The sequence below is a fragment of the Amycolatopsis sp. NPDC051071 genome (assembly GCF_040682875.1).
Lineage (GTDB): Bacteria > Actinomycetota > Actinomycetes > Mycobacteriales > Pseudonocardiaceae > Amycolatopsis.
Genome location: NZ_JBFBBY010000073.1, coordinates 17311 through 39946, shown reverse-complemented (window position 1 = coordinate 39946; position 22636 = coordinate 17311). Strand labels below are relative to the sequence as shown.

The window sequence follows — 22636 nt, the reverse complement described above, 5'->3', positions numbered from 1 at the left end:
CCTCCACGAATTTACCATGTTACCTTTGCTGCTACTTTCCAAAAGAAAGTAGCAGCAAAGGTCCCTTGCTCTCTTTTCTGGGCCAGGCGGCGGTCAGCCCAGTGCTTTGGCCAGATCGGTGACGAGGTCGCTGCCGTCCTCGATGCCGACGGAGAGACGCAGCAGGTTGTCCGGCACCTCCAGGGTGGACCCGACGGTGCTCGCGTGGGTCATCCGGCCCGGATGCTCGATGAGCGATTCGATCCCGCCCAGCGACTCGGCGAGGATGAACAGCTTCGTCTTCGACGCGACGTCGAGCGCGGCCTGCTCACCGTCGACGTGGGTGAACGAGATCATCCCGCCGAAACGCCGCATCTGCTTCGAGGCGACCTCGTGGCCGGGGTGCTCCGGCAGACCCGGGTAGTAGACGTGCTCGACCTTCGGGTGCTTCAGCAGCATCCGGGCGATCAGTTCGGCGTTGTCGCTGTGCCGCTCCATACGCAGCGCGAGCGTCTTGATCCCGCGCAGCGTCAGCCACGCGTCGAACGGGCCGGGTACCGCACCCGCCGCGTTGCGCAGATAGAACAGCTGCTCGCGCAGTTCGTCCTCGTTGGTCAGGATCGCGCCGCCGACGACGTCGGAGTGCCCGCCGAGGTACTTGGTCGTCGAGTGCAGGACGACGTCGGCACCCAGCGAAAGCGGGTTCTGCAGGTACGGGGTGGCGAAGGTGTTGTCGACGACCAGTCGGGCGCCGGCGCCGTGCGCGACTTCGGCCAGCGCGGCGATGTCGGCGATCCCCAGCATCGGGTTCGTCGGCGACTCGCACCAGATCAGCTTCGTCTCCGGCCGGATCGCGGCGCGGACTTCGGCGATGTTCCCCAGGTCGGCGACCGTATGCTCGACACCCCACAGGCTGAGCACCTTGTCGATCAGCCGGAACGTGCCGCCGTACGCGTCGTTGCCGAGCACGAGGTGGTCGCCGGGACGCAGGGTCGCCCGCAGCAGGACGTCACTGGCCGCCATCCCCGACGCGTAGGCCAGGCCGTGCCGGGCGCCTTCGAGCGCCGCGAGCGCGACCTCCAGCGCGGTGCGTGTGGGGTTCGCGGTACGGGAGTACTCGTAGTCACCTTCGCGCGTTCCGCCGACGCCGTCCTGCGCATAAGTCGAAGTCTGATAGATCGGCACGATGACCGCGCCGGTCCGGGGATCAGGAGTCTGCCCGGCGTGGATCGCGCGCGTTTCGAAGCCCAGCAGAGAGTAGTCGTCGGCCATACGGTCCAGGGTACGACGACCGCATCGAGATCCCATCGTCTGGGATCGAACTCACCACTGTCCGGGCGGCGGATAGCCGGGTCGCGCCTGCGGGTACCCGAAGTGAGGCGGCGGCACGGCCGCCTGTTTCTTGGCCGCGACCCAGCGCGCCGTCGGCGGGATCAGCGCCAGGACGAGCGTCGCGATCGCCGGGAGCAGGACCTGGATGAGCACCCCGCCGATGCCGAAGAAGAGGCTCAGTCCGCCATACGAGAAGTAAAAGTCCAGCCCGAGGGACCGGACGACGATCGTCACGAGCACCATGAAGAGCGGGAAGGCGGCGCCGACCGCGGTGAGCACACGGCCCGCGCCCTTCCGCATGAGCAGCAGGATCCCGCCGAGCAGGAGCAGGGCTGCGGACACGAAATCGAGTACCGCGCCGATGACGAGGAAAGAGTCGACGTCATCGGAGAGCTCGATGACGTGCAGCACCACCCCGGCGAGGAACCACACACCGCCGAGGATCGCGAGGATCGCGGCGATGATCCCGGTGGCGCCGTTTGGTTTCGGCGCCATCCCGGGCGGCGGGTAGGCGCCGGGCGGCGGGTAGCCACCCTGCGGCGGGTACTGCTGATAAGTCATTTCTCCCCCTGTCGAGATCCGGGCCTCATCCTGTCAGCCGCCGCTACCAGCCGGGAAGCCGATCGTGTTTCGACGGCTCCTCGTCATCCTTCGGCTTCCCCTCCAGCCAATCCGACGTGGGCCGGATCAGCGCGAGCACCAAGACGGCCAAGGCCATCGCGAAGGTCCCGAGGGAGCCGATGTCGGACGATGCCTTCGTGTCCGCGATGGCGTCGGCGAAGAAGTAGACCCGCGCGGCGGCGGGAACGAAGAGCTCGGCCAGAAGCGAAAGCACCGTACCCGCGACAAGGAGTACGCGGCCCGAATTCTTCCTCAGGAGCAAGAGGATTCCGCCCACGACCAAGATCGCTGTCAGCGATCCGTTCCAGAGGAGCCCGACGACGTACTCCGGGCTCCCGCCGTCGATGACAAGCGGTACGAGGTAGACGAACGCGTCCACCAAATGGCTCATGGCGATCAGACAACCGATGACGGCGGCGGCGATCGCGGTACCCGCGGTCGGCAAAAACCGTTGCTGACTCATGAAAGCCTCCCCGAGGTCGAGCCGGACGGCTCAGGATCTCACCAACCGCCCTGCGGCGGATAGGGGTTTTGCCGATGAAAGGGCTGGGCCGCGGAAGGCCGCCACCGCAAGTACTTCAGCGTGGGCGGGATGATCGCGAAGAGCAGGGTGAACGGCACGACCGCGAACATGACCACGCGGACGACCGCGACGAACGTTTCGAAGTCGAACTGCGCCCGGAAGTACATGCCGTAGTTCCCGTTGAACGCCTGCGGTTCCACCAGGATGGCGGCGATCACCAGCAGCGAGCCCAGCGCCAGCAGGACGGCGCCGGCGACCGAGCGGAAGAACGCCGACAGCGCGCCGATCAGGAGGAGCAGTGCGGCGAACAGGTAGAGCCCGAGCGCGGTCAGCACGAGGCCAGGCAGATCGCCGATGCTGAACCCGGACGGCAGTTCGAGGAAGAAGTAGATCGGGATGAACCCGGCGGCGCCGGCGGCGGCGAGCCCGGACAACGCGGCGATGACCGCCGTCGCCCCGGACGGACGCGTCTGCGGAGCGGGGTACCCGAAACCGGCCGGTTCTGGCTGCTGAGCGCGATATCCGTACGGACCGGTCACGTCGCCCCCATCAGCCGGGTGTGGGTTAACGGCGCTCACCCTAGCCCGGTGGACCCGGCCGTGACCGGCGAATCCGAAGACACCGGCGAAAACATGATGCCCCCGGCCGGATGGCCGGGGGCATCATGAGCGAAAACCGTTCAGTGGCCGCGAATCACCACTGCTGCGGCGGCTGACCGGGTTGACCGGGCTGTTGGCCCGGCTGGCCGGGCTGACCGGGTTGCTGTCCCGGCTGACCGAAGCCACTGGGCGGGCCGCCCTGGTATCCGGGCTGCTGGCCGAAGCCACCGGGCTGCTGCGGCTGGCCGAAACCACCCTGCTGCGGCTGTCCCGGCTGTGCGAAGCCGCCACTGGGCGGGCCCTGCTGGCCGGGCTGCTGCCCGAAGCCACCGGGCTGCCCCTGCTGCCCCTGCTGACCCGGCTGCGCGAAACCACCCGAGGGCGGCTGGCCGGGCTGACCGTAGGGACCGGGCTGCTGCGGCTGGCCGTACGGGCCGGGCTGACCCGGCTGGCCGAAGCCACCCTGCGGTGGTCCGCCGAAACCACCGGGCTGACCGCTCTGCGGAGCGCCCAGCACCGAGCCGCCGCCACCGAGGCCGACGAACTGCGCGGTCGGCGGGATCAGGCCCAGCACACCGATGATCAGGATCAGGATGCCGAAGATCAAATGCGGCAGGCCGATGCCGATGCCGACCTTGTCACCCAGCGGCCCGAGCTCACGCTTGAACTCCTCCGACGGCGTGGTGCCCATCAGCAGCAGCAGGCCGAAGAGGAACAGCAGCGCGCCGCCCGCGGTGACCGCGATCGGCACGATTTTCTTGACCGTGGCCGGAAGCTTGCCTGCCAAGGCGAGACCGGCACCGGACGCCGTCGCGATGAGCGAGGCGACCAGCAGCAGGATCACGTAGAGCCAGACGACACCGGGACCGACCGTCCCCGCCTTGTCGAGGAACTGCTGCAGTGCCTCGTCGCTCGGCGCGTTGTCGAGGCCCTTGGAGTAGTCGCTCGCGTCACCGAAGTAGACGAAGCTGAAGATCAGCGCGAGAAGGCCGAGGAGGCCGACCAGGCCACCGGCGATGAACCCGAACAACGGGTTCCCGCCACCGCCACCACCGGTGGGCGCGGCGGAGTAGCCCTGGGGTGGTCCGCCGAAACCGGGCTGCTGGCCGAAACCACCCTGCGGCGGTCCGCCGAAGCCCTGCTGCGGCTGACCGAAACCGGGCTGCTGCTGTCCCTGCGACGGGTCGAACCCGCCCTGCGGGGGACCGCCGAAGCCGGGCTGCTGAGCGAAGCCGCCACCCTGGGCGCCGTAGGCACCGGCTGCCGGGTTGTCGGCCGCGCTCGGCGGCGGGGCGTACGGGATGGCGGGCGGCTGCGAACCCGGCGGCACGAGCTGGGTGGATTCCCCGGGGGCGTCGCCGCTCCCGCTCACCGGCTGCACGAGCTGGGTCGCGTTCGCGTCACCGGAACCCGGTTGGACCGGCTGGACGACCTGGGTTGGCTCCGGGGTGTCGCCGAACCCGCCACCCTGGGGCTGCTCATACGAGGGCTGCCCGTACTGCGGTTGCCCGTAATCGGGCTGGGCGGGCTGGCCGGGCTGCACCACCTGGGTCGGTTCCGGGGAACCGAACGGGTTGTCTTGCTGCGGCTGGGGGCCACTCGGGGGTCCCTGGGGTGGCTGGGCGCCACCCCAAGGCTGATTCGGTGGCTGCGGAGCACTCATTTGGGTCTTGAACCCCCTTGACGAGGACATGAAAGTTCAACTCACCGAACACGCTATCGGATAGGGGGTCGGGCCGCTCGTAACGCCCCGGCCCGTCCATCCGATGAAACTTCCCTTTACCGTCCTGCGAGAAAAGCGAGCAGGTCATGCCGGGTGACGACGCCGGCGGGCTTGCCGTCCACCAGCACGAGCGCGCCGTCGGCGCCCGAGAGCGCGTTCATCGCCGAACCCACCTGTTCACCGGCGCCGATGGTCGGCAACGGCGGCGACATATGCTGCTCCAGCCGATCGGCCAGCTGGGCCTTGCCGGTGAAGAGCGCTTCGAGCAGGTCGCGTTCGTTGACCGCGCCGACGACCTCGGCCGCCATGAGTGGCGGTTCCGCGCTGACGACGGGCATCTGGCTGACGCCGAACTCGGACAGGATCGCCACCGCTTCGGCGACGGTCTCGTTCGGATGGCTGTGCACCAGGCTGGGCAGCGAGCCGCTCTTCTTCATCAGGACGTCGCGGACGGTCGCGCCACTCGAATCGGGCGGCAGGAAGCCGTAGGAGGACATCCAGCTGTCGTTGAAGACCTTCGTGAGGTAGCCGCGGCCGCCGTCCGGCAGGAGCACGACGACGACGTCGTCCGGGCCGAGGTCCTCGGCGAGCTTGAGCGCGGCCGCGACGGCCATCCCGCACGAACCGCCGACGAGCAGTCCTTCTTCGAGCGCGAGACGACGCGTGATGTCGAAGGAATGCGCGTCCGAGATCGGGATGATCTGGTCGGCGACGTCACGGTCGTAGGTCTCCGGCCAGAAGTCCTCACCGACGCCCTCGACCAGGTACGGACGGCCGGACCCGCCGGAGTACACCGAGCCTTCGGGGTCCGCGCCGATGACCTGGACGCGGCCGTCGCTGACCTCCTTGAGGTACTTGCCGGTGCCTGAGATCGTGCCACCCGTGCCGACGCCCGCGACGAAATGCGTGATCTTGCCCTCGGTCTGGCGCCAGAGTTCCGGGCCGGTCGAGTGATAGTGGCTGGCCGGGTTCTCCGGGTTGGCGTACTGGTTCGGCTTCCAGGCGCCCTCGATCTCGCGCACGAGGCGGTCGGAGACGTTGTAGTAGGAGTCCGGATGCTCCGGCGCCACCGCGGTCGGGCAGACCACGACGCGGGCACCGTAGGCCTTGAGCACGTTGCGCTTGTCCTCGCTGACCTTGTCCGGGCAGACGAACACGCATTTGTATCCCTTGCGCTGCGCCACCATGGCCAGCCCGACGCCGGTGTTACCGGACGTCGGCTCGACGATGGTGCCGCCGGGCTTCAGTTCGCCGGAACGCTCCGCGGCTTCGATCATCCGCAGCGCGATGCGGTCCTTGACGCTGCCGCCGGGGTTGACGTACTCGACCTTGGCCAGGATGAGCGGTCGCAACCCCTCGGCCAGTGCGTTCAGCTTGACCAGCGGGGTGTTGCCCACGAGGTCCACGATGTGCTCGACGTAATCCACGCTGACAGCCTAAACGCCGCAGGTCGGGATGTGTCCACTCAACGGGCGAGGTCACGCGGCCGCCGGTGGTCGTGCCTTCGAAAGAGTGGCGTGGGTCGCGTTCACCTTTGACCCGCACCTCACTCCGGTGGAGGATGCGAGGTGAGCAACCGCTTAGCGCCCGCTTTGGATCAAGCACAGCTGGATCGAAAACAAGGGAGTGTCGTTCCATGCCCGAAGCCGTCATCGTCTCCACCGCCCGATCCCCGATCGGCCGCGCCGGCAAGGGATCGCTGGTGAGCATCCGCCCGGACGACCTCACCGTGCAGATGGTCCGCGCCGCGCTCGACAAGGTCCCCGAACTCGACCCCGCGCAGATCGAAGATCTCATGCTGGGCTGTGGTCTCCCCGGTGGCGAGCAGGGCTTCAACATGGGCCGCGCGGTCGCCGTCGAACTCGGCTACGACCACCTGCCCGGCTGCACGATCACCCGGTATTGCTCCTCCAGCCTCCAGACCACCCGCATGGCGCTGCACGCGATCAAGGCGGGCGAAGGCGACGTGTTCATCTCCGCCGGTGTCGAGACCGTCTCGCGCTTCGCCAACGGCAGCTCGGACTCCTGGCCGAATACGCACAACCCGCTGTTCGCCGACGCCGAGGCCCGCACCGCGCAGGTGGCCGCCGAAGGCGCCGACAGCTGGGCCGACCCGCGCGAAAACGGCGTCCTGCCCGACGTCTACATCGCGATGGGCCAGACCGCCGAGAACCTCGCGCGGCTGAAGAACGTGTCACGCGAGGAAATGGACGAGTTCGGCGTCCGCTCGCAGAACCTCGCCGAGAAGGCCATCGCCGACGGCTTCTGGGCCAAGGACATCACCCCGGTGACCCTGCCGGACGGCACCGTGATCTCGAAGGACGACGGCCCGCGCGCCGGTGTCACCCTCGAAGGCGTCTCCGGTCTCAAGCCGGTCTTCCGCCCCGACGGCCGGATCACCGCGGGCAACTGCTGCGCGCTCAACGACGGCGCCGCCGCGGTGATCATCATGTCGGACACCAAGGCTCGCGAACTGGGTCTGACGCCGCTGGCCCGCGTCGTGTCGACCGGTGTTTCCGGGCTCTCGCCGGAGATCATGGGCTACGGCCCGGTCGAAGCATCGAAGCAGGCACTCGCGCGCGCCGGGATGTCGGTCGGCGACATCGACCTCGTCGAGATCAACGAGGCGTTCGCCGCGCAGGTCATCCCGTCGTACAAGGACCTCGGGATCGACCTCGACAAGCTGAACGTCAACGGCGGCGCGATCGCCGTCGGCCACCCGTTCGGCATGACCGGCGCGCGGATCACGTCGACGCTGATCAACTCGCTGCAGCACCACGACAAGCAGTTCGGCCTGGAGACCATGTGTGTCGGCGGCGGCCAGGGCATGGCGATGGTGCTGGAGCGCTTGTCCTGACCTTCGCGGCTGAGACGGCCGTTGGTCTATGAAGGCCCCTTTGAGGGACTCTGGGCCTTCACAGACTTGCGTGTTTCCCTGCGCGGCGCGCTGACCTGCGAAAAGGGAGCAAGGGACCTTTGCTGCTACTTTCTTTTGGAAAGTAGCAGCAAAGGTCCCTTGCTCCCTTCCGGCGGCTAGTGCGTCATGATCGGCGGGGCCGCGGGGACCTCGCCGTCGACACCCTCCGGCAGCGCGGGCTTGGTCTTCGGCAGGAACGCCGCCGGGATCAGGCACAGCGCGAGCAGGATCAGCGACCACAGGAACGTCGTCGAGAACGCGTCCGCCGTCAGCCCCGAAGCCGCCTCGCGCGTCGCCGGGTCCATCACCGCGGCGGTCGCGGCCAGCTGTCCCTGCGAGGTCATCACACCGAACTTCCCGGCCAGCAGCGCGGCCAGGATGATCGACAGCACGGCCGCGCCGATCGCACCGGCGGTCTGCTGCAGGATGTTCGTCGCCGTCGACGCCTTCGCCATGTCCTGCGGCTTGAGCGTCTGCAACGCGGCCGAGGTGATCGGCATCATCGTCGCGCCCATGCCGAGCCCCATCACGAACAGCGCCGAAAGCAGCAGCCAGTACGGCGTCGCCGCGGTGACCTGGGTGAAGGCGATCAACCCGGCGAGCATCAGCACGAGACCGGGCAGCACGATCTTCCGCGCGCCGATCTTGTCCGCGAACCTGCCCGCGATCGGCATGGTCAGCATCGCGCCGAAACCCTGCGGAGCGAGCAGCAGGCCGGCGTTCATCGCCGATTCACCGCGCGCCAGCACGAAGTACGTCGGCAGGAGCAGCATCGCGCCGAAGAACGCGACGCAGAAGAACGTCATCGTCACCATCGCGACGGAGAACGACCGGTTCTTGAACAGCTTCAAATCGAGCAGCGGGTTCGGGATCCGGTTCGCCCGGAACACGAAGGCCACGAGCAGCCCGATCCCGGCCAGCGCGGGCAGCCAGACGTCCACCGCGCCGATACCGCCCGCCGCCGGGATGTTCGAAACGCCGAAGATCAGCGCCGCCAGCCCCGGCGACACCATCAGCATGCCGACGAAGTCGAAGCGCTCACTGGGTTCCGGCCGGTCCTTCGGCAGCAGGCGCCAGGCCAGCACCATGGTGATCAGGCCGATCGGCAGGTTGATGTAGAAGATCCAGCGCCAGCTCACCGCGTCGACCAGCCAGCCGCCGAGGATCGGGCCGCCGATCGGGCCGAGCAGCATCGGCACGCCGAGCACGCCCATCACGCGGCCGATCCGGTGCGGGCCCGCGGTCCTGGTCAGGATCGTCATACCGGCGGGCATCAGCATGCCGCCGCCGAAGCCCTGCAGGATCCGGAAGACGATCAGCGATTCGACGTCCCAGGCCATACCTGCCAGCATCGAGCCGATCAGGAACAGCCCGATCGCCACCATGTAGAGGCGTTTGGTGCCGAACCGGTCCGAGGCCCAGCCGGTGACCGGGATGACCGTGGCCAGCGCCAGCATGTAGCCGGTCGCGATCCACTGGATGGTGTCGAACGACGTCTGGAACTCGATGGTCAGTTTCTGGAGCGCGACGTTGACGACCGTCGTGTCGAGGATCGCCATGATCGCGCCGAGGATGACGACGGCGGCGACCTTGAGCACGCCCGCGTCGAGTTTGTCGCTGCCCGGCGCGGCCGGACTTTGCGTTGACATGAAGGATCCGTCCTTGGTGTTCAGTGTTCCTCGGACGCGACGACCCCCCGCCGGCCGCGACTGCGAGATGACGCCCGGCGACGCCGCCAGGCCTTCCCCACCGCGCTTGTGCACTAAGGCGCAAACGCGAATATGTAGCCGAGGGTAGCCGAACACGGGTTTTACATGCCAACTTTTTCCCCGTAGGCGGGCCGAAAGGGCAAACCCGCATACGAGGCATCACGAAGAGTGATCAGCAGACGCTGTCCGTCGGAACCGGGTTGCCGAGCCCGAACAGCGGACGCAGCTTGATCCCGATCCAGGTGCCGCCGAGCGCGAAGACACCCCACAGCCAGCCGTGCAGGCTGCCGACCGAGATCCCGCCGAGGTAGGCGCCGATGTTGCAGCCACCCGCCATCCGCGCGCCGACGCCCATCAGGATCCCGCCGAGCACCGCGGCCACGGCGGTACGCCACGGGATCGAGTTGTGGATCTTCCACGCGCCCGCCGCCGCGGCGGCGACCCCGGCACCGATCATGATGCCGATGTCGGTGAGGCTGTTCTTGTCCTTCCAGATCGGCGCCGCCAGCGAAGCCGCGTTCGCCTTGAGCCGCCAGAACCCCCAGGTCTCCGGGTGCAGCCCGAACACCTGCAGGATCTTGGCGCCCCACAGGCTGAACGCGCTGGTGACACCCCAGATGCCGCCGGAGACCAGGAACACCGCGCCCGCCAGCACACCGAGGACGACGGCGCCGACGAGGATCGGCCAGGATCCGCGGTAGAGCCGGGCGAAGCCGCGTGCGGTCGGGACGACGCCGACCGGCGGCGGGTTGCGGCGCTGCTGCACGAACCGGGTGCCGAACACGATCGCGGCGAGCACGGCGACGGTGATCGCCCAGGAACCAAACCAGCCGACGTGGTCGGCGAGCAGGATCCCCTTGAACTCGGGCCAGCCGGAAAGCACCGGGTACGCCCACGTGTAGACGACCGAGCCGGTGATGAAGCCGCCGAGGGTCAGCACGATCGTCGACTGCCCGGAACCGACCGCGAACAACGTTCCCGAAGCGCAGGCGCCGCCCAGTTGCATGCCGATGGCGAAGACCGTCGCGCCGACGAACAACGCGAGTCCCAGCCCGCCCGCGGTCGGGTTCGGTGTGCTGCCGAACAGACCGGAGCCGGTGCCGGCGATCAGCGCGATCAGCGTCGCGGCCGTGCCGAGCAGCACTGTGTGCGCCCGCAGGCCCTGGCCGTTGCCGACCGCGATCAGCTGGCGCCAGGCCGAGGTGAAGCCGAAACGGGAGTGGAAGAGCGCGAGACCGAGCAGGAGGCCGAGGATCAGCAGGACACCGAACTTCGCCCCGTGGGCCGCCCAGACGTACCAGGTCAGGCCGATCGCGAGTGCGCCCGCGATGGCCAGCGGCACGATCTTGACCGGCTCCTCCGGTTGCGGGACCGGGGCGGCGCAGGACGTCGGGAAGTCGAGGAGCTTCTTCTCACCGGCTTGGGTTTCTGTCGTCGCCACCAGGACTCCAGGTCATTCGGCGGGTTGGGGACGAGCAACGTTAGGGCCGGTGACCACCCGGTCGCAGCCCGTCCCACACTGTGCGACGAATGGCCGCCGCAAGTGATAGCAAAGGTCCCTTGCTCCGCCCGCCCGCCCGCCCGCCCGGCCCCGAGCGCGTGAAGGCCCCCTTCCCTCGGCTGAGCCGAGGGAAGGGGGCCTTCACACGAAACGATGGGGCTACTTGCCCGCTTTCACACAGACCGTGGTCGGCGGGGTCGAGTACGACTGCGCGTGCGTCGCCTCGGTGCCTTCACACACCGCCTTGTCGACGGTGTCGGTGATCTTCACCAGCTCCGCGTCCTTCGCCGGGTCGGCGCAGGACACCTTCTTGTAGCCGGCGGTGTTCGAAAGGAATCCGGCCAGGCAGTCACCCTGCTTGGCGTTGACCGTCAGGCACAGCTTGTATGACATCCGGCCGGTCATCGAGATGGTGTCGTAGTCACCTTCCGGGCAGGATTCGTCGCCACCCACGCGTGCGGCGATCTTGACGTTCGCCTCCTGCGCGCCGCAGTCGGCCTTCGTCGGCTCGTCGGCGGCCTTCGAGAACTCGGTCACGGTCAAGCAGTCGCCGGGCTGAGCGTTGACCGTGCCGGTGAAGTAGCTGATCGCGTACCCGCCGGCGACGAGCACGACGACGATCACCGGAATCGCGAACTTCAGCCACGCGAGCTTGGAGCGTTTGGGTGCCGCCGGCTGACCGCCGGGAGGCGGACCGAAAGCATCGGGCTGTCCCACCGGCAGTTGGCCCCCAGGGGCCGGTTGGGAAGTGGTCACCGAGAAACCTCACAGTTGTGAAGAGGAATGAGAACCTCGGTATCAAACACTCACCGTGATCACCCGCACCAACCGGGCCCCCGAACGAGTGAAAGCCCCTGGTCGAGATCGCTATTTGGTGCTCTTGATGCAGAGCGTCGAAGGCGGCGTCGAGTAGACCTCGAGGTGAGTCGCTTCGGTGTCCTCGCAAACCTTGTCGCTCGCGACGCCATCGGCGACCTTCACGATCTCCGCGTCCTTCGTGGGATCCGAGCAGGGCACCTTCTGATACGCCACCGCGTCGGCCAGGAAGTTCGCCAGGCAATCGCCCTGTTTCGCGTTGATCATCATGCAGAGCTTGTACGAGGAGAACGTCCCGTCGACGGTGAGTTCGTCGTACTCGCCGTCCGGGCAGGCAACGCCGCCTTCGGTCTTCGCGCCGACCTTCGCGTTGGCCTCGACCACACCGCAGTCCGCCTTCACCGGATCGACGCCGACGTCGCCGAAGGTGGTGATCGCGTAGCAATCGCCCACCTTGGCGTTATCCGTGCTGGAGAGGTATCCGAAGACCCAGCTCCCCGCGCTGATCACCACGATCGCGACCGGTACCAGGACGGCCACCCAGAACCACTTCGATCGCTTCGGCCTGGCCGGTTCGCCACTGTGCTCGGTCATGGCGCCAGAGTATTCACGACGACGAAAAAGGGCGCCCCGATCGCTCGGAGCGCCCTTTCGTCAGGTCGTGCGTCAGTCGTTTTGGAAGTACGACAGGAGCCGCAGGATCTCGAGGTACAGCCAGACCAGCGTGGTCATCAGGCCGAAGGCGGCGAACCAGGCCCACTTCGACGGCATGCCTTCGCGGATCATCCGGTCGGCCTGGTCGAAGTCGAGCAGGAAGCTGAACGCCGCGACACCGATCACCACGAGGCTGAAGATGATCGCGATCGGGCCGCCGTCACGCAGCGGGTTGAAGCCGAAGAAGCTGGTGACAAGGTTGACCAGCATCAAGATCGCGACGCCGACCACGGCGCCGATGATCCACTTGGTCAGTTTGGGGGTGACCTTGACGGCACCGGTCTTGTAAACGACCAGCATCGCGATGAACACGCCGGCGGTGCCGACGATCGCCTGCAGCGCGATGCCGGGGTAAAGGGCCTCGAACAGACCGCTGATCGCACCGAGGAACACACCCTCGACGGCCGAATAAGCCAGCGTGAGCGGGCCACTCGGCAGCTTCTTGAAGATGATCACCAGCGAAATCACGAGGCCGACGATCATCGAGCCGACGAGCACGCCGATCACGGCACCGGGGATGCCCATGATCTTGCCGGACGCCGACAGCGGGATCTGGCTGATCGCCCAGATCGCGGTGAGCACACCGGTCACCAGCGCGGTGCCGAGGCTCAGTGCCGTCTTGATGACGACGTCGTCGACGGTCATCGGACGGTCGTCGGCACCGGCGGAGGTCTGCGGAGGGCCGTAGCCGGGCACGCCGCCCTGGGGTTGGTTGAAGCCTACGTTGGGTCCGTACTCCGCCGCGCCACGCGGCAGGTTCCGGAACGCCGGGTTGCTACTGGATCGCACCTGATCCTCCTGGATCTACTGGCACCTGCATCGGGTTCAACGACCGCGGGGGCCGCCCGGTTCCCGTCGAAGTAAAGACGACTTTACTCACATTCGGGGAGATACCCATCCCCCACACCGTATGCGGCGGGAATCACGACCGTTCACCGATACCCCACCTGATGACCTATTGCCAAAACCGCTGATCACAGGCCACCCTGCACGTTGCGTGTTCGGGTAATCACCGAAGGCGCGTCGGGGAACCCTATCGATCGTGTGACCTGCATCGACGCAAAAGGCGCCGGGGCAGAGCACGGCCAAAGGAGTCAACACACCATGGGGTGGATCACACGCCCGAGCGTGCGTTCGCGCGCCTTGACCAGCCTGATCGCGACGTGCCTGCTCGGCGCGCTGTCCGCCACCGTCGCGGCGACACCGGCCTCGGCCGACCCGAAGGAGGGCGTCGGCTACTCCGTCATCCCTGGCCAGCCGTACAACAACCTCAACCCGGACCATGACTGGCTCGGCACCTACGTCGTGAACGGCAAGCAGGTCTTCTGCGTGAGCTTCAAGCAGAAGGCGCCGGACACGGACGAGGAGTACAAGCCCGGCGACGAACTGCTGGACAAGTGGGGGCAGAAGCTGCCCGAGAACGTCGCGGCCAACATCTCCTACCTGCTCCTCCGCTACGGGCAGACGCAGGACAACGCGGAGGCCGCCGCGCTCGCGCATCTGCTCCATTCCTGGACCGCCAAACCGCGGTCCGACGCGGACACCGGCCCGTCGTTGCCTTCCACCAAGATCGGCTACAAGATCGAGGACCACTTCGACAAGCTGAAGGCGAAGCACTCCGACGCCGCCACGGCCGTCGAGAAGCTGACCAAGGACGCCGAGGCCAACCGCGGGCCGTGGACCACCGCGATCGCGCCGCCGAAGGAAGACCAGCACATCGGCACCGCCGGCGAGTGGACGATCAGCGTCAAGAACGCCAAGGGCAAGGGCGTCTCCGGAGTTCCCGTGCGGCTCACGCCGTCGAACGCGGCCGTCGACAGCGGCGACACCACCACACCCGCGTCGACCTCGACCGCCAAAGCCGAGAAGGCCGTCACGGTGAAGACCGGCGAAGACGGCACCGTCGCGGTCAAGGTGACGCCGACCGCCGACCAGCCGAAGCTGGCCAGTTCGCTGTCCGCGCCCGCGGACCGGCCGTACGTGCAGTTCCCGGTCATGACCGGCGTACAGAAGGTCGTCTCGACAGGCGGCGAGAAGGAACTGAAGGCACAGGGTGTCGCGGTCGTCTCGAAGCCGGGCAAGGTCCAGGTGACCAAGGTCGACGCGAAGACCGGCAAGGGCATCGCGGGTGCCGCGCTGCGGATCACCGCCAAGGACAAGGCCACCGCCGCCGTCGGCCACGACGGCAAGCCGCTCAGCGGCGCCGACGGCAAGCCGGCCGTCGTCACCACCGAAGGCGAGAACGGCACCGTCACCGTGGAGAACCTGCGGACGCCGCAGGAGATCTGCGTGGTCGAGGTCAACGCGCCACCGGGCTACACCAACGCGTTCGACCCGAAGAATCCGCCGTCCGCCTGCGGCGAGGTCAAATCGGGTGAGACGCTGGCGCTCAAGGTCGCCAACACGCCCAACGAGGTACCGCGCACCATTCCCGCCGGTGACCGGCCGGTGGCGATGATGCAGGGCACCGTCGAGAACTCCGCGTCGACCGCCGGGATCCTCGGTGTCGGCGCGCTCGCGCTGCTCGGGTCGGTCATGGTGGGTGTGGCCGCGCGGCGGTCTTCGCGACGCTGAAGAGGATTCGGAATGTCTGTACGACGCGGGTTCGCGCTGGGAGCCGTCACGGTCCTGTGCGCGGACCTCGTCGCGGCCCTCATCGTCTGGCCGCCGACGACCATGGTGACGGGGACGGCCCGGCCCGTCTCCGTCTCCGTCGCGGGCGGCGCACCGGCCGCGCCCGCGCAGCAGGAGGCCCCGCCTCCCCCGGAGATCGTCCCCACGTCGCCGCCACCCGCGCCGCCGCCGAAGCCCACCGAGGCACCCGCGCCGCAGGGGCCAGGGACGATCCGGCTGCCCGCGGGCGGCGGGGCGAAGCTGATCCGCAAGGAACTCGGGCCGGGCGCGGAGCTTCCGGTACCGGAGAACCTCGGCGAGGTGACCTGGTGGGGCGCCGAACTCAGCGCGGACACCGGGGCGAGCGTGTTCGCCGGGCACGTGAACTGGAAGGGCGCGACGGGTCCGTTCGCGGAGCTGTGGAACGACCGGGTCGGCGGTGCGGTCACCGTGGTCGACAAGGCCGGAAAGTCTTGGCCGTACAAGGTTTCCCAGCTGATCACGCTGAAGAAGAACGAACTCCCGCGGCGAGCGGACGAGCTGTTCGGGCAATCCGGTCCGCATCGGATAGTCCTGGTCACCTGCGGCGGCCGCTGGGTCGGCGGGGAGACCGGCTATGCCGAGAACCGGGTCGTCATCGCCGACCCCGCCTAGTTACCCGTGAGTAACTTCACCGGGTGCCGTGGTGGTCACTGCCGTCGTGATGCAGCAGAATGCCCAGTGGACGCGGGCGAGCACGGTGAAGGGTGAAGCGGATGGCGACATTTCTGGTGACCGGGGCGACCGGACTGATCGGGCGCCAGTTCACCCGGCGGCTGCTCACCAGGGAGGACGTCGACCGGGTCGCGCTCCTCGTCCGCGCGTCCTCACAGGACAAACTCGCGAAGCTCGTCAACGCGTGGCCGCATCCGGAACGCGTCACCCTCGTCACCGGTGACCTCGGGGAACCGCTGCTCGGCGTGAGCGAAGACGACCGCACGAAACTTCGCGGCGTCGATCACGTAGTCCACCTCGCCGCCCTGTACGACCTCACCGCCGACGACGAAGCCAGCATCAAGGCCAACGTCGAAGGCACCGAGCAGGTGATCGCGCTCGCCGCGGACCTGAACGCCGGCTGCCTGCACCACGTGTCCTCGGTCGCCGTGGCCGGTGACCACGAAGGCATGTTCACCGAGGAGATGTTCGACGTCGGCCAGCGGCTCGTCACGCCGTACCACCGCACGAAGTTCGAAGCGGAGCGCCTCGTACGCGAGCAACAGGACGTGCCGTGGCGGGTGTACCGGCCCGCGGTGGTGGTCGGGGACTCCGAAACCGGCGAGATGGACAAGATCGACGGCCCGTACTACCTGTTCCCCGCGATCAGCAGGCTGGCCGGGCTGCCGGACGTGCCGATCGTCGGCCCCGACCTCGGCGACACGAACGTCGTCCCGGTCGACTACGTGGCGAAATCGCTGCTCGCGCTGGTCACCACGAAGGGACTCGACGGACGCGCGTTCCACCTGGTCAACCCGGAACCTCAGCCGGTCGTCTCGGTGTACAACGCCTTCGCGAAGGCCGCCGGCGCGCCGACGATCTCCGTGCAGCTCAACGAGCGCGTGTCCAAGGGCATCGTCAACCTGGTGAAGCTGAGCGAGCACATCCCCGGCTTCACGATCGCGCGCGACGCCGTCCTGGAGCGGCTCGGCATCCCGCCGGTGCTGCTGGAGACCATGGCGTTCCCGTCGGTGTTCGCGTCGGCGTCGACCCGCAAGGCACTCATCGGCTCGGGTGTCGAGGTGCCGCGGATCGAGGACTACGCGCCCACCCTGTGGCGCTACTGGCGCGAGCACCTGGACCCGTTCCGTGCGCGCAAGCACGGCCCCCGCGGCGAACTCGACGGCCGCCGCGTGATCATCACCGGCGCGTCGTCGGGGATCGGCCGCGCGACCGCGATCAAGGTCGCGGCCGCCGGTGGCGTGCCGCTGCTCGTCGCGCGGCGGCAGCACGAACTCGAAGAAGTGCGGGACGAGATCATCGCCGCCGGCGGGACGGCCTCGGTGTACCCGGCCGATCTGACCGACGAGGAATCGGTGCACAAGGCCGTCGACGTGATGCTCGCCGAGCACGGCCGCATCGACATGCTCGTGAACAACGCCGGCCGCTCGATCCGGCGATCGATCAAACTGTCGTACGACCGGTTCCACGACTACGAACGCGCGATGGCGATCAACTACTTCGGCGCGGTCCGGCTGATCCTCGCGGTGCTGCCGCATATGTCCGAGCGGAAGTTCGGGCATATCGTCAACGTCTCGTCGATCGGTGTGCAGGGAATCGCGCCGCGCTTTTCGGCTTATGCGGCGTCGAAGGCCGCTTTGGACTATTTCTCCCGGATCGCCGCGACCGAAACCCACGGTGACGGGATCACGTTCACGACCATCCACATGCCACTCGTGCGCACGCCGATGATCCGGCCGACGAAGATCTATGACGCGTTCCCGACGAAATCGCCGGACCAGGCCGCCGAAATGGTGATGAAGGCGCTGAAGGAACGTCCGAAACACATCGGCACACCCGCCGGGCGGGCGATCGGGCTCGCTTACACACTCACGCCGGGACTCACGGATGCCGTGGCCTACCAAGGTTTCCGCGTCTTCCCCGACTCCGCGGCGGCGGGTGGCGGCGGCGGACTGAAAATCGGCAAAGGCGAACAGCATCTGTCCCGTGCGGCGGTGGCACTCGCCCGGCTCAGCCGCGGCTTCCATTGGTGACACTGCGCACACGGGTGGCGGCCGTTCAGGTGAGGGATCGCAGCTGAGGGCAGACACACGTCGGTGAATCACCAAGCCTGACAACGGCGACGCCGGGTACGCAGGTACCGTCGTGACCATGGTTCCCGAGCGAGACAACGGCCTGTTGCCCCTGCGGCGCGAGTACACCCAGGCCTGGCACGGCTTCGACCGGAACGAAGTGCGCCAGTATCTGGATCATCTCGAAGCCCAGCTGCATCGCGTGCTCACCGACCGCGACGCCGCGATCGCGCAGGCGACATCTGCCACACGCGAACTCGAAACCGTGCGCCACGAGGTGGCGAAACTGAACGCCAGAATCGAGGAGCTGAAGAAGCCGCCGGAGCGCCTCGAGGACCTCGATGAACGGATGCAGCGCACCGTGACACTCGCGCAGGCACGCGCGGACGAGATCACGAAGCGCGCCGAGGTCGCGGCCGAGAAGCACTGGGCGTCATCGACCGAAGCGTCGAAGAAGCTGCGTGAGCGCTACACACGGCTCGTCGCCGAGCTGGACAAGCAGGCGGACGCGCTGCACTCCGAGCACGAGTCCGCGCTCGCCGAGACGCGGGCCGAGGTCCAGCGGCTGACCGTCGAGGCAGCCCAGCGCCGGGAACTGCTGGACAACGAGGCCGAGCGCAAGCGCCGGAAGATCGAGCGCGAGTTCGAGCAGACGATGACCACTCAGCGCACCTCGCTCGAGAAACACATCACCGACCAGCAGACGGCCAGCAAGAACCAGGCCGAACGCCGGATCGCGGAGGCCACCGCCGAGGCGAAGCGCCGCGTCGACGAGGCGACCTCCGAGGCCAAGCGCCGCCTCGACGAGGCCACGACGACAGCCGCCCAGCGCACGACCGCCGCCCAGCGGAAGGTCGAGCGGCTGGCGGAGATCCGTGAGCAGGCCCGCAAGAGCCTGATGCAGGCCGACGAGGTGCTGAAGAGCAGCGAAGGGATGCTCGCCGCCCTTCCCGAAGAGTCGGTGATTCCGCACGCCTCGAAGCTCGTCGGCGGCGACAACAAGGCCGAGGAGACGAAGCCGGCCGGCAAGCCCGCCGAGGCACCCGCCTCGAAGGCCGCCGCCCCGGCCAAGCCGCCCGCTGCCGGTGCGGCTCCCGGTGCCGGTGCCTCTGCCGCCAACGGTGCCGGTGCCTCTCCCGCCAACGGTGCCGGTCCCGCCAACGCTGCCGCTGCCGCTCCCGCCAAGCCCGCTTCTTCGGCGTCTGCCGCCGCTGCGCCGAAGAACGACCAGAACGGTCCGAAGTCGAACGGGCAGAAGCCGTCGCCCGCCAAAACCGGCTCCTGACCAGCGCGAAGTAGCAAGGGACCTTTGCTATCACTCTCTTTTGGAGAGTGATAGCAAAGGTCCCTTGCTCTCTTTTTGGGCGCGGTCAGGGGGCGGTGGTCCGGGGCCAGGGATTGGCCGCTTCGAGTTGCGCGGCGAGGCGGAGGAGGAGTGCTTCCCCACCGGGTGCGGCGACCAGCTGAACGCAGGCGGGGATACCCGAGGGGTGCACGCCGACCGGAACCGACATCGCCGGATAGCCCGCGAGATTCCACAGACCGGCGAACCCCGCGACGCGCAGGGACGGCAGCGCGTTGGCGATCCAGCTGCTTTCGTGCCACCTGCGGGCCTTGAGCGGGAGACTCGCGAGCATGGGCGTGACCAGGACGTCGTGATGGGAGAAGAACTCCTCGGTCTGCTCCAGCCACCGCTCACGGGTGCCCTCCCGGACCCGGGAGGCCAACAGCCGGCCGAGCCGGATGTGCGTCCGCGTCCGAGGCTGAAGTGCGCCGAACTCGAAATCGGCCGCTTGCTCGGCCGGGCCGGCGCCCCAGCGCGCGACGCTGCCGCCGATGGCGCCGAGGCGGTATCGAGGCGTCCCGGGCGCGACGGTGTGCCCGGCCGCGCGGAACAGCTCCCCTGCCCGCGCGACGGCGCCGCTGAACGGGCGAGGCAGCGGCGCCCTCGTCAACGGGACCTGCGTCGACAGGGCGATCCTGGACAGCCTCGGTTCGCTGAGATCCGCAAGGCCGGGCTGCTCGGCGAGGACCGACAGCAGCACGGCCGCGTCGGCAACGGTGGTCGTCATCGGACCATGGGTGGACAGGCCGAACCAGCCGGTCTCCCCCGGCAGGCGGACCACGCCCTTGCCGGGTTTGAGACCGACGATCCCGCACATCGCGGACGGCAACCGGATCGAGCCCATGCCGTCGGTGCCGTGCGCGATCGGCACCAGGCCTGCCGCGACGGCCGCCGCGCTCCCGCCCGACGAGCCACCCGCGGCGTAGGACGGGTTGCGTGGATTGCGCGCCGTCCCGTCCGGGTCGTCGCTCGATGGCCAGACGCACAGCTCCGGCACCCTGGTCAAGCCGACGATCACCGCACCGGCCGCCCGCAGCCGCCGAGCGATCTCACCGTCCTCCGTGGCCGCCGCCGACGACCCCGCACGGGATCCCCACGAGGCATATTCGCCCTCGACCGCCGTGACGTCCTTGACCGCGACCGGCACTCCGGCCAGTGGCAGCTCGGCAAGGTCCGCGCGGTCGGCGACGGCGGCCGCCTCGGCGAGGGCCTCCTCGGCCCGGACCCGGCGGAACGCGCCGATCACCCCGTCCGCCGCCGCGATCCGGGCCAACGCCTCTTGGGTCACCTGGACCGGGTCGAGCTCCTTGGCGCGCACTGCCGCCGCGATTTCCACTGCCGTCTTGACCATGCCCGCACTGTAGAACGGGCGATGAAGATCAGCTGCGCGCCGAACAGCCGAACTTCGCCGAGTCCGCCGGACCCGGGAAAATCGGGTGTAGCCGTCGATCCGGGCGCCGTAGTAGACGTCGTGGTCGGCCACCGCGAGCGGGGCACGGAGCGCGAACCAGGCGGGCAGGTCCGGGTTCGCGATGAACAGCCTCCCGAAGGCGATCGCGTCGGCCAGCCCGGCCTCGATCAAGAATTCTCCCTCGTACTGGGAGGTCGACTCACCGGACATCCACGTCTGATTTCTCCGCGGTTCCCGGGCCGAAGGGCAAAGGTGTCGTGTCCGGACGGGAACGGTGTCCTGCCTCGATGCCGGACCTCGCATCCAATGACTGCGTGGATCCGTGACTGCGTGGATCCGGTGACTGCGTAGGTCCGGTGACTATGCAGATCCGGTGACTGTGTGGATTGTGGCGCGTTGGCTGAGCCAGAATCCACACAGTCCCGCACGGCAGTCCCTGTCACCCCCCGATCCGGAGGGTCGGGGGGTGACTGAGCCACCTTTGCCTTTATCTCTCCCTAGAAGTTCGGGTCGCGACCCATCAGCCCGAGCAGCCTGTCCTGCAAGGGTGCGTCGCCGGGCACTTTCACCTCGGGACCGAAGACGACGACGCCGGGCCCGAAGGCGCCGGGGGTCCTCATCTCCTCGGGGATCGCCTGGGCCTCGGGCCACATCCGGGCGACCTCCTCGGGGTCGATCGTGTCGTCCTGACCGGTGGCACGGGCCAGGTCCCAGCCGTGGAGCACCAGGTCGGCGCTGACGACCTGGTCGATATTCTGTTCGGCCGTCACCTTTCCCATCGGCGTCTCGTGTTCAGTCGCGGCGAGCACGGGATCCGCGAGGATGGCTTCGATCTCGGCTCGGGCAGCCCGGAACGCGCCGAGCGGGTCCTCCCGGAGCGTCGGTGCCGGGCCGAGGTCACGACCGAACGGGCGCAGCATCACGCCGTGCATGTCGACGATGTGCCCGACGACATCCCTGGCGTTCCACTCGTCACACGGAGACTGGTTCTCCCACTGTCCTGCCTCGACGGCGGCGACCTTGCCTTCGAAGGCATCGGCCCGGACGCGATAGCGATCCGCGATGGCGTTCATTTTGTTCACGGTAGTCACACCCCCGCCGGGACGGCCACGATCTCGGCCAGCTTGTCGAAGCCCTCGCCGACGCCCCGCTCCATGCCGGATTCGAGTACGGCGTCCCGGATCCGGGACGAGCTGTACCGCACCACCTGCGTCAGGGTGGTGACGCCGGCGTCTTCGGCCAGCGTCACCGTCCCCAAAGCCTGGCCCTCAGAGGCGTCGCAGTCCTCGTTCGTCTCCAGGGAGACGAGCCTTTCCGGACGGCGAATCTCCTGGTAGACGCCCTGCAGCAGCATCTCCACCCCGCCGCCGTGTCGCAGCCGGTAACGCCATCTGCCACCGACCCGCAGGTCGATCTCGCATTCGACGACCTCACAGCCGTGCGGACCGAACCAGCGCCGTGCCAGTTCTGGTTTGGTCCACGCGTCGAACACCAGTGCCCTCGGCGCGTCGAAGGACCTCGTCATGACGATCTCGAGGTCGCCGGATCTCACCACGCTGAGAGTGCGTCCCATCGTGCCGTTCCTTTCCGCTCGTACAGGTGTCAGTCGGTCTCGTCCCGGCGTTCCGGGTGCTGCAACTCCTCGTCGAGGACGAGGTCCAAACGAAGGAAGGACCCGTCCCAGAAGCGGCGGTAGTCGCCCAGCCATTCGGTCGCGTCCTTCAGCGGCTCGCCCACCAGGCGGCAGGGGCGGCGCTGTGCGTCACGGCCTCGGGCGACCAGCCCCGCCCGCTCCAGCACCTTCAGATGCTTGGAGATGGCGGGCTGGCTCATCGCGAACGGCTCGGCCAGCTCCGTCACCGTGGCCTCGCCGTACGCGAGCCGCGCGAGGATCGCACGGCGGGTGGGGTCGGCGAGCGCCGCGAAGGTGACATCGAGCAGATCCTGTGCCACGGTCGCCCGCCTTTCCGTTCTCACGAATTCAAGTTCTCACGATTGGTTCCGGATTACAGCCTTCGATAACCTTGCGGTTCCATAACCATGTGGT

The 22636-nt window shown here is 68.1% G+C and carries 20 protein-coding genes; 5 read left to right on the top strand and 15 right to left on the bottom strand.

The features are described from left to right. Positions 1–93: 93 nt before the first annotated feature. The 6 genes from AB0M65_RS23095 to AB0M65_RS23070 all read right to left on the bottom strand — a co-directional run bounded on the left by AB0M65_RS23095 (position 94) and on the right by AB0M65_RS23070 (position 6204). Positions 94–1251 carry a cystathionine gamma-synthase gene (locus AB0M65_RS23095; RefSeq protein ID WP_364030918.1) on the bottom strand — a complete coding sequence of 386 codons (1158 nt, stop codon included), beginning with the start codon at positions 1249–1251 and terminating at the stop codon, positions 94–96. A 51-nt stretch (positions 1252–1302) separates the two neighbouring features. Next, positions 1303–1872, bottom strand: coding sequence for a hypothetical protein (locus AB0M65_RS23090; protein ID WP_364030915.1), 570 nt, complete (start codon positions 1870–1872; stop codon positions 1303–1305). Between the two features lie 43 nt (positions 1873–1915). Further along, the gene (locus AB0M65_RS23085; RefSeq protein WP_364030912.1) at positions 1916–2395 is read right to left on the bottom strand and encodes a hypothetical protein; all 480 of its coding nucleotides are present in this window, start codon (positions 2393–2395) and stop codon (positions 1916–1918) included. A gap of 38 nt (positions 2396–2433) precedes the next feature. Further along, the gene (locus tag AB0M65_RS23080; protein WP_364030909.1) at positions 2434–2994 is read right to left on the bottom strand and encodes a hypothetical protein; all 561 of its coding nucleotides are present in this window, start codon (positions 2992–2994) and stop codon (positions 2434–2436) included. A 154-nt stretch (positions 2995–3148) separates the two neighbouring features. Next, entirely contained in the window at positions 3149–4717 is a 1569-nt protein-coding gene (locus AB0M65_RS23075; protein ID WP_364030906.1) for a hypothetical protein, read from the bottom strand. 116 nt (positions 4718–4833) lie between these two features. Then, positions 4834–6204, bottom strand: coding sequence for a cystathionine beta-synthase (locus AB0M65_RS23070; RefSeq protein WP_364030904.1), 1371 nt, complete (start codon positions 6202–6204; stop codon positions 4834–4836). 209 nt (positions 6205–6413) lie between these two features. On the opposite strand from AB0M65_RS23070, the gene AB0M65_RS23065 reads away from it, so the two are divergent. Next, positions 6414–7634, top strand: coding sequence for an acetyl-CoA C-acetyltransferase (locus AB0M65_RS23065; protein ID WP_364030901.1), 1221 nt, complete (start codon positions 6414–6416; stop codon positions 7632–7634). Between the two features lie 176 nt (positions 7635–7810). Here the strand turns inward: AB0M65_RS23065 and AB0M65_RS23060 are convergent, their stop codons facing one another. From AB0M65_RS23060 to AB0M65_RS23040, 5 genes are all read right to left on the bottom strand, one after another. Beyond that, positions 7811–9343 carry a DHA2 family efflux MFS transporter permease subunit gene (locus tag AB0M65_RS23060; protein WP_364030898.1) on the bottom strand — a complete coding sequence of 511 codons (1533 nt, stop codon included), beginning with the start codon at positions 9341–9343 and terminating at the stop codon, positions 7811–7813. Positions 9344–9575: 232 nt separating this feature from the next. Next, the gene (locus AB0M65_RS23055; RefSeq protein WP_364030895.1) at positions 9576–10844 is read right to left on the bottom strand and encodes a YeeE/YedE family protein; all 1269 of its coding nucleotides are present in this window, start codon (positions 10842–10844) and stop codon (positions 9576–9578) included. Positions 10845–11063: 219 nt separating this feature from the next. Further along, positions 11064–11660 carry a hypothetical protein gene (locus tag AB0M65_RS23050; RefSeq protein ID WP_364030892.1) on the bottom strand — a complete coding sequence of 199 codons (597 nt, stop codon included), beginning with the start codon at positions 11658–11660 and terminating at the stop codon, positions 11064–11066. A gap of 111 nt (positions 11661–11771) precedes the next feature. Beyond that, the gene (locus AB0M65_RS23045; protein WP_364030889.1) at positions 11772–12314 is read right to left on the bottom strand and encodes a hypothetical protein; all 543 of its coding nucleotides are present in this window, start codon (positions 12312–12314) and stop codon (positions 11772–11774) included. Positions 12315–12386: 72 nt separating this feature from the next. Further along, positions 12387–13223: a Bax inhibitor-1/YccA family protein gene (locus AB0M65_RS23040; protein WP_364030886.1), complete on the bottom strand. Its 837-nt coding sequence runs from the start codon at positions 13221–13223 to the stop codon at positions 12387–12389. Positions 13224–13538: 315 nt separating this feature from the next. Between AB0M65_RS23040 and AB0M65_RS23035 the strand changes: the two genes are divergently transcribed. The 4 genes from AB0M65_RS23035 (at position 13539) to AB0M65_RS23020 (ending at position 19118) form a co-directional block, all read left to right on the top strand. Next, positions 13539–15008, top strand: a complete 1470-nt coding sequence (locus tag AB0M65_RS23035) for a SpaA isopeptide-forming pilin-related protein (protein ID WP_364030883.1) — start codon at positions 13539–13541, stop codon at positions 15006–15008. Between the two features lie 12 nt (positions 15009–15020). Continuing rightward, positions 15021–15701: a class F sortase gene (locus tag AB0M65_RS23030; protein WP_364030880.1), complete on the top strand. Its 681-nt coding sequence runs from the start codon at positions 15021–15023 to the stop codon at positions 15699–15701. Between the two features lie 101 nt (positions 15702–15802). Beyond that, positions 15803–17794, top strand: coding sequence for an SDR family oxidoreductase (locus AB0M65_RS23025; RefSeq protein WP_364030877.1), 1992 nt, complete (start codon positions 15803–15805; stop codon positions 17792–17794). A 118-nt stretch (positions 17795–17912) separates the two neighbouring features. Then, positions 17913–19118 (top strand): cell division protein DivIVA, encoded by a 1206-nt coding sequence (locus tag AB0M65_RS23020; RefSeq protein ID WP_364030874.1) that lies wholly within the window; start codon positions 17913–17915, stop codon positions 19116–19118. Between the two features lie 85 nt (positions 19119–19203). On the opposite strand, the gene AB0M65_RS23015 is transcribed toward AB0M65_RS23020, so the two are convergent. The 4 genes from AB0M65_RS23015 to AB0M65_RS23000 all read right to left on the bottom strand — a co-directional run bounded on the left by AB0M65_RS23015 (position 19204) and on the right by AB0M65_RS23000 (position 22542). After that, the gene (locus tag AB0M65_RS23015; RefSeq protein ID WP_364030924.1) at positions 19204–20529 is read right to left on the bottom strand and encodes an amidase family protein; all 1326 of its coding nucleotides are present in this window, start codon (positions 20527–20529) and stop codon (positions 19204–19206) included. Positions 20530–21086: 557 nt separating this feature from the next. After that, the gene (locus tag AB0M65_RS23010; protein ID WP_364030871.1) at positions 21087–21662 is read right to left on the bottom strand and encodes a TIGR03086 family metal-binding protein; all 576 of its coding nucleotides are present in this window, start codon (positions 21660–21662) and stop codon (positions 21087–21089) included. Between the two features lie 14 nt (positions 21663–21676). After that, positions 21677–22162, bottom strand: a complete 486-nt coding sequence (locus tag AB0M65_RS23005) for an SRPBCC family protein (RefSeq protein ID WP_364030868.1) — start codon at positions 22160–22162, stop codon at positions 21677–21679. Positions 22163–22191: 29 nt separating this feature from the next. Then, entirely contained in the window at positions 22192–22542 is a 351-nt protein-coding gene (locus AB0M65_RS23000) for a metalloregulator ArsR/SmtB family transcription factor (RefSeq protein WP_364030921.1), read from the bottom strand. Positions 22543–22636: the final 94 nt, after the last annotated feature.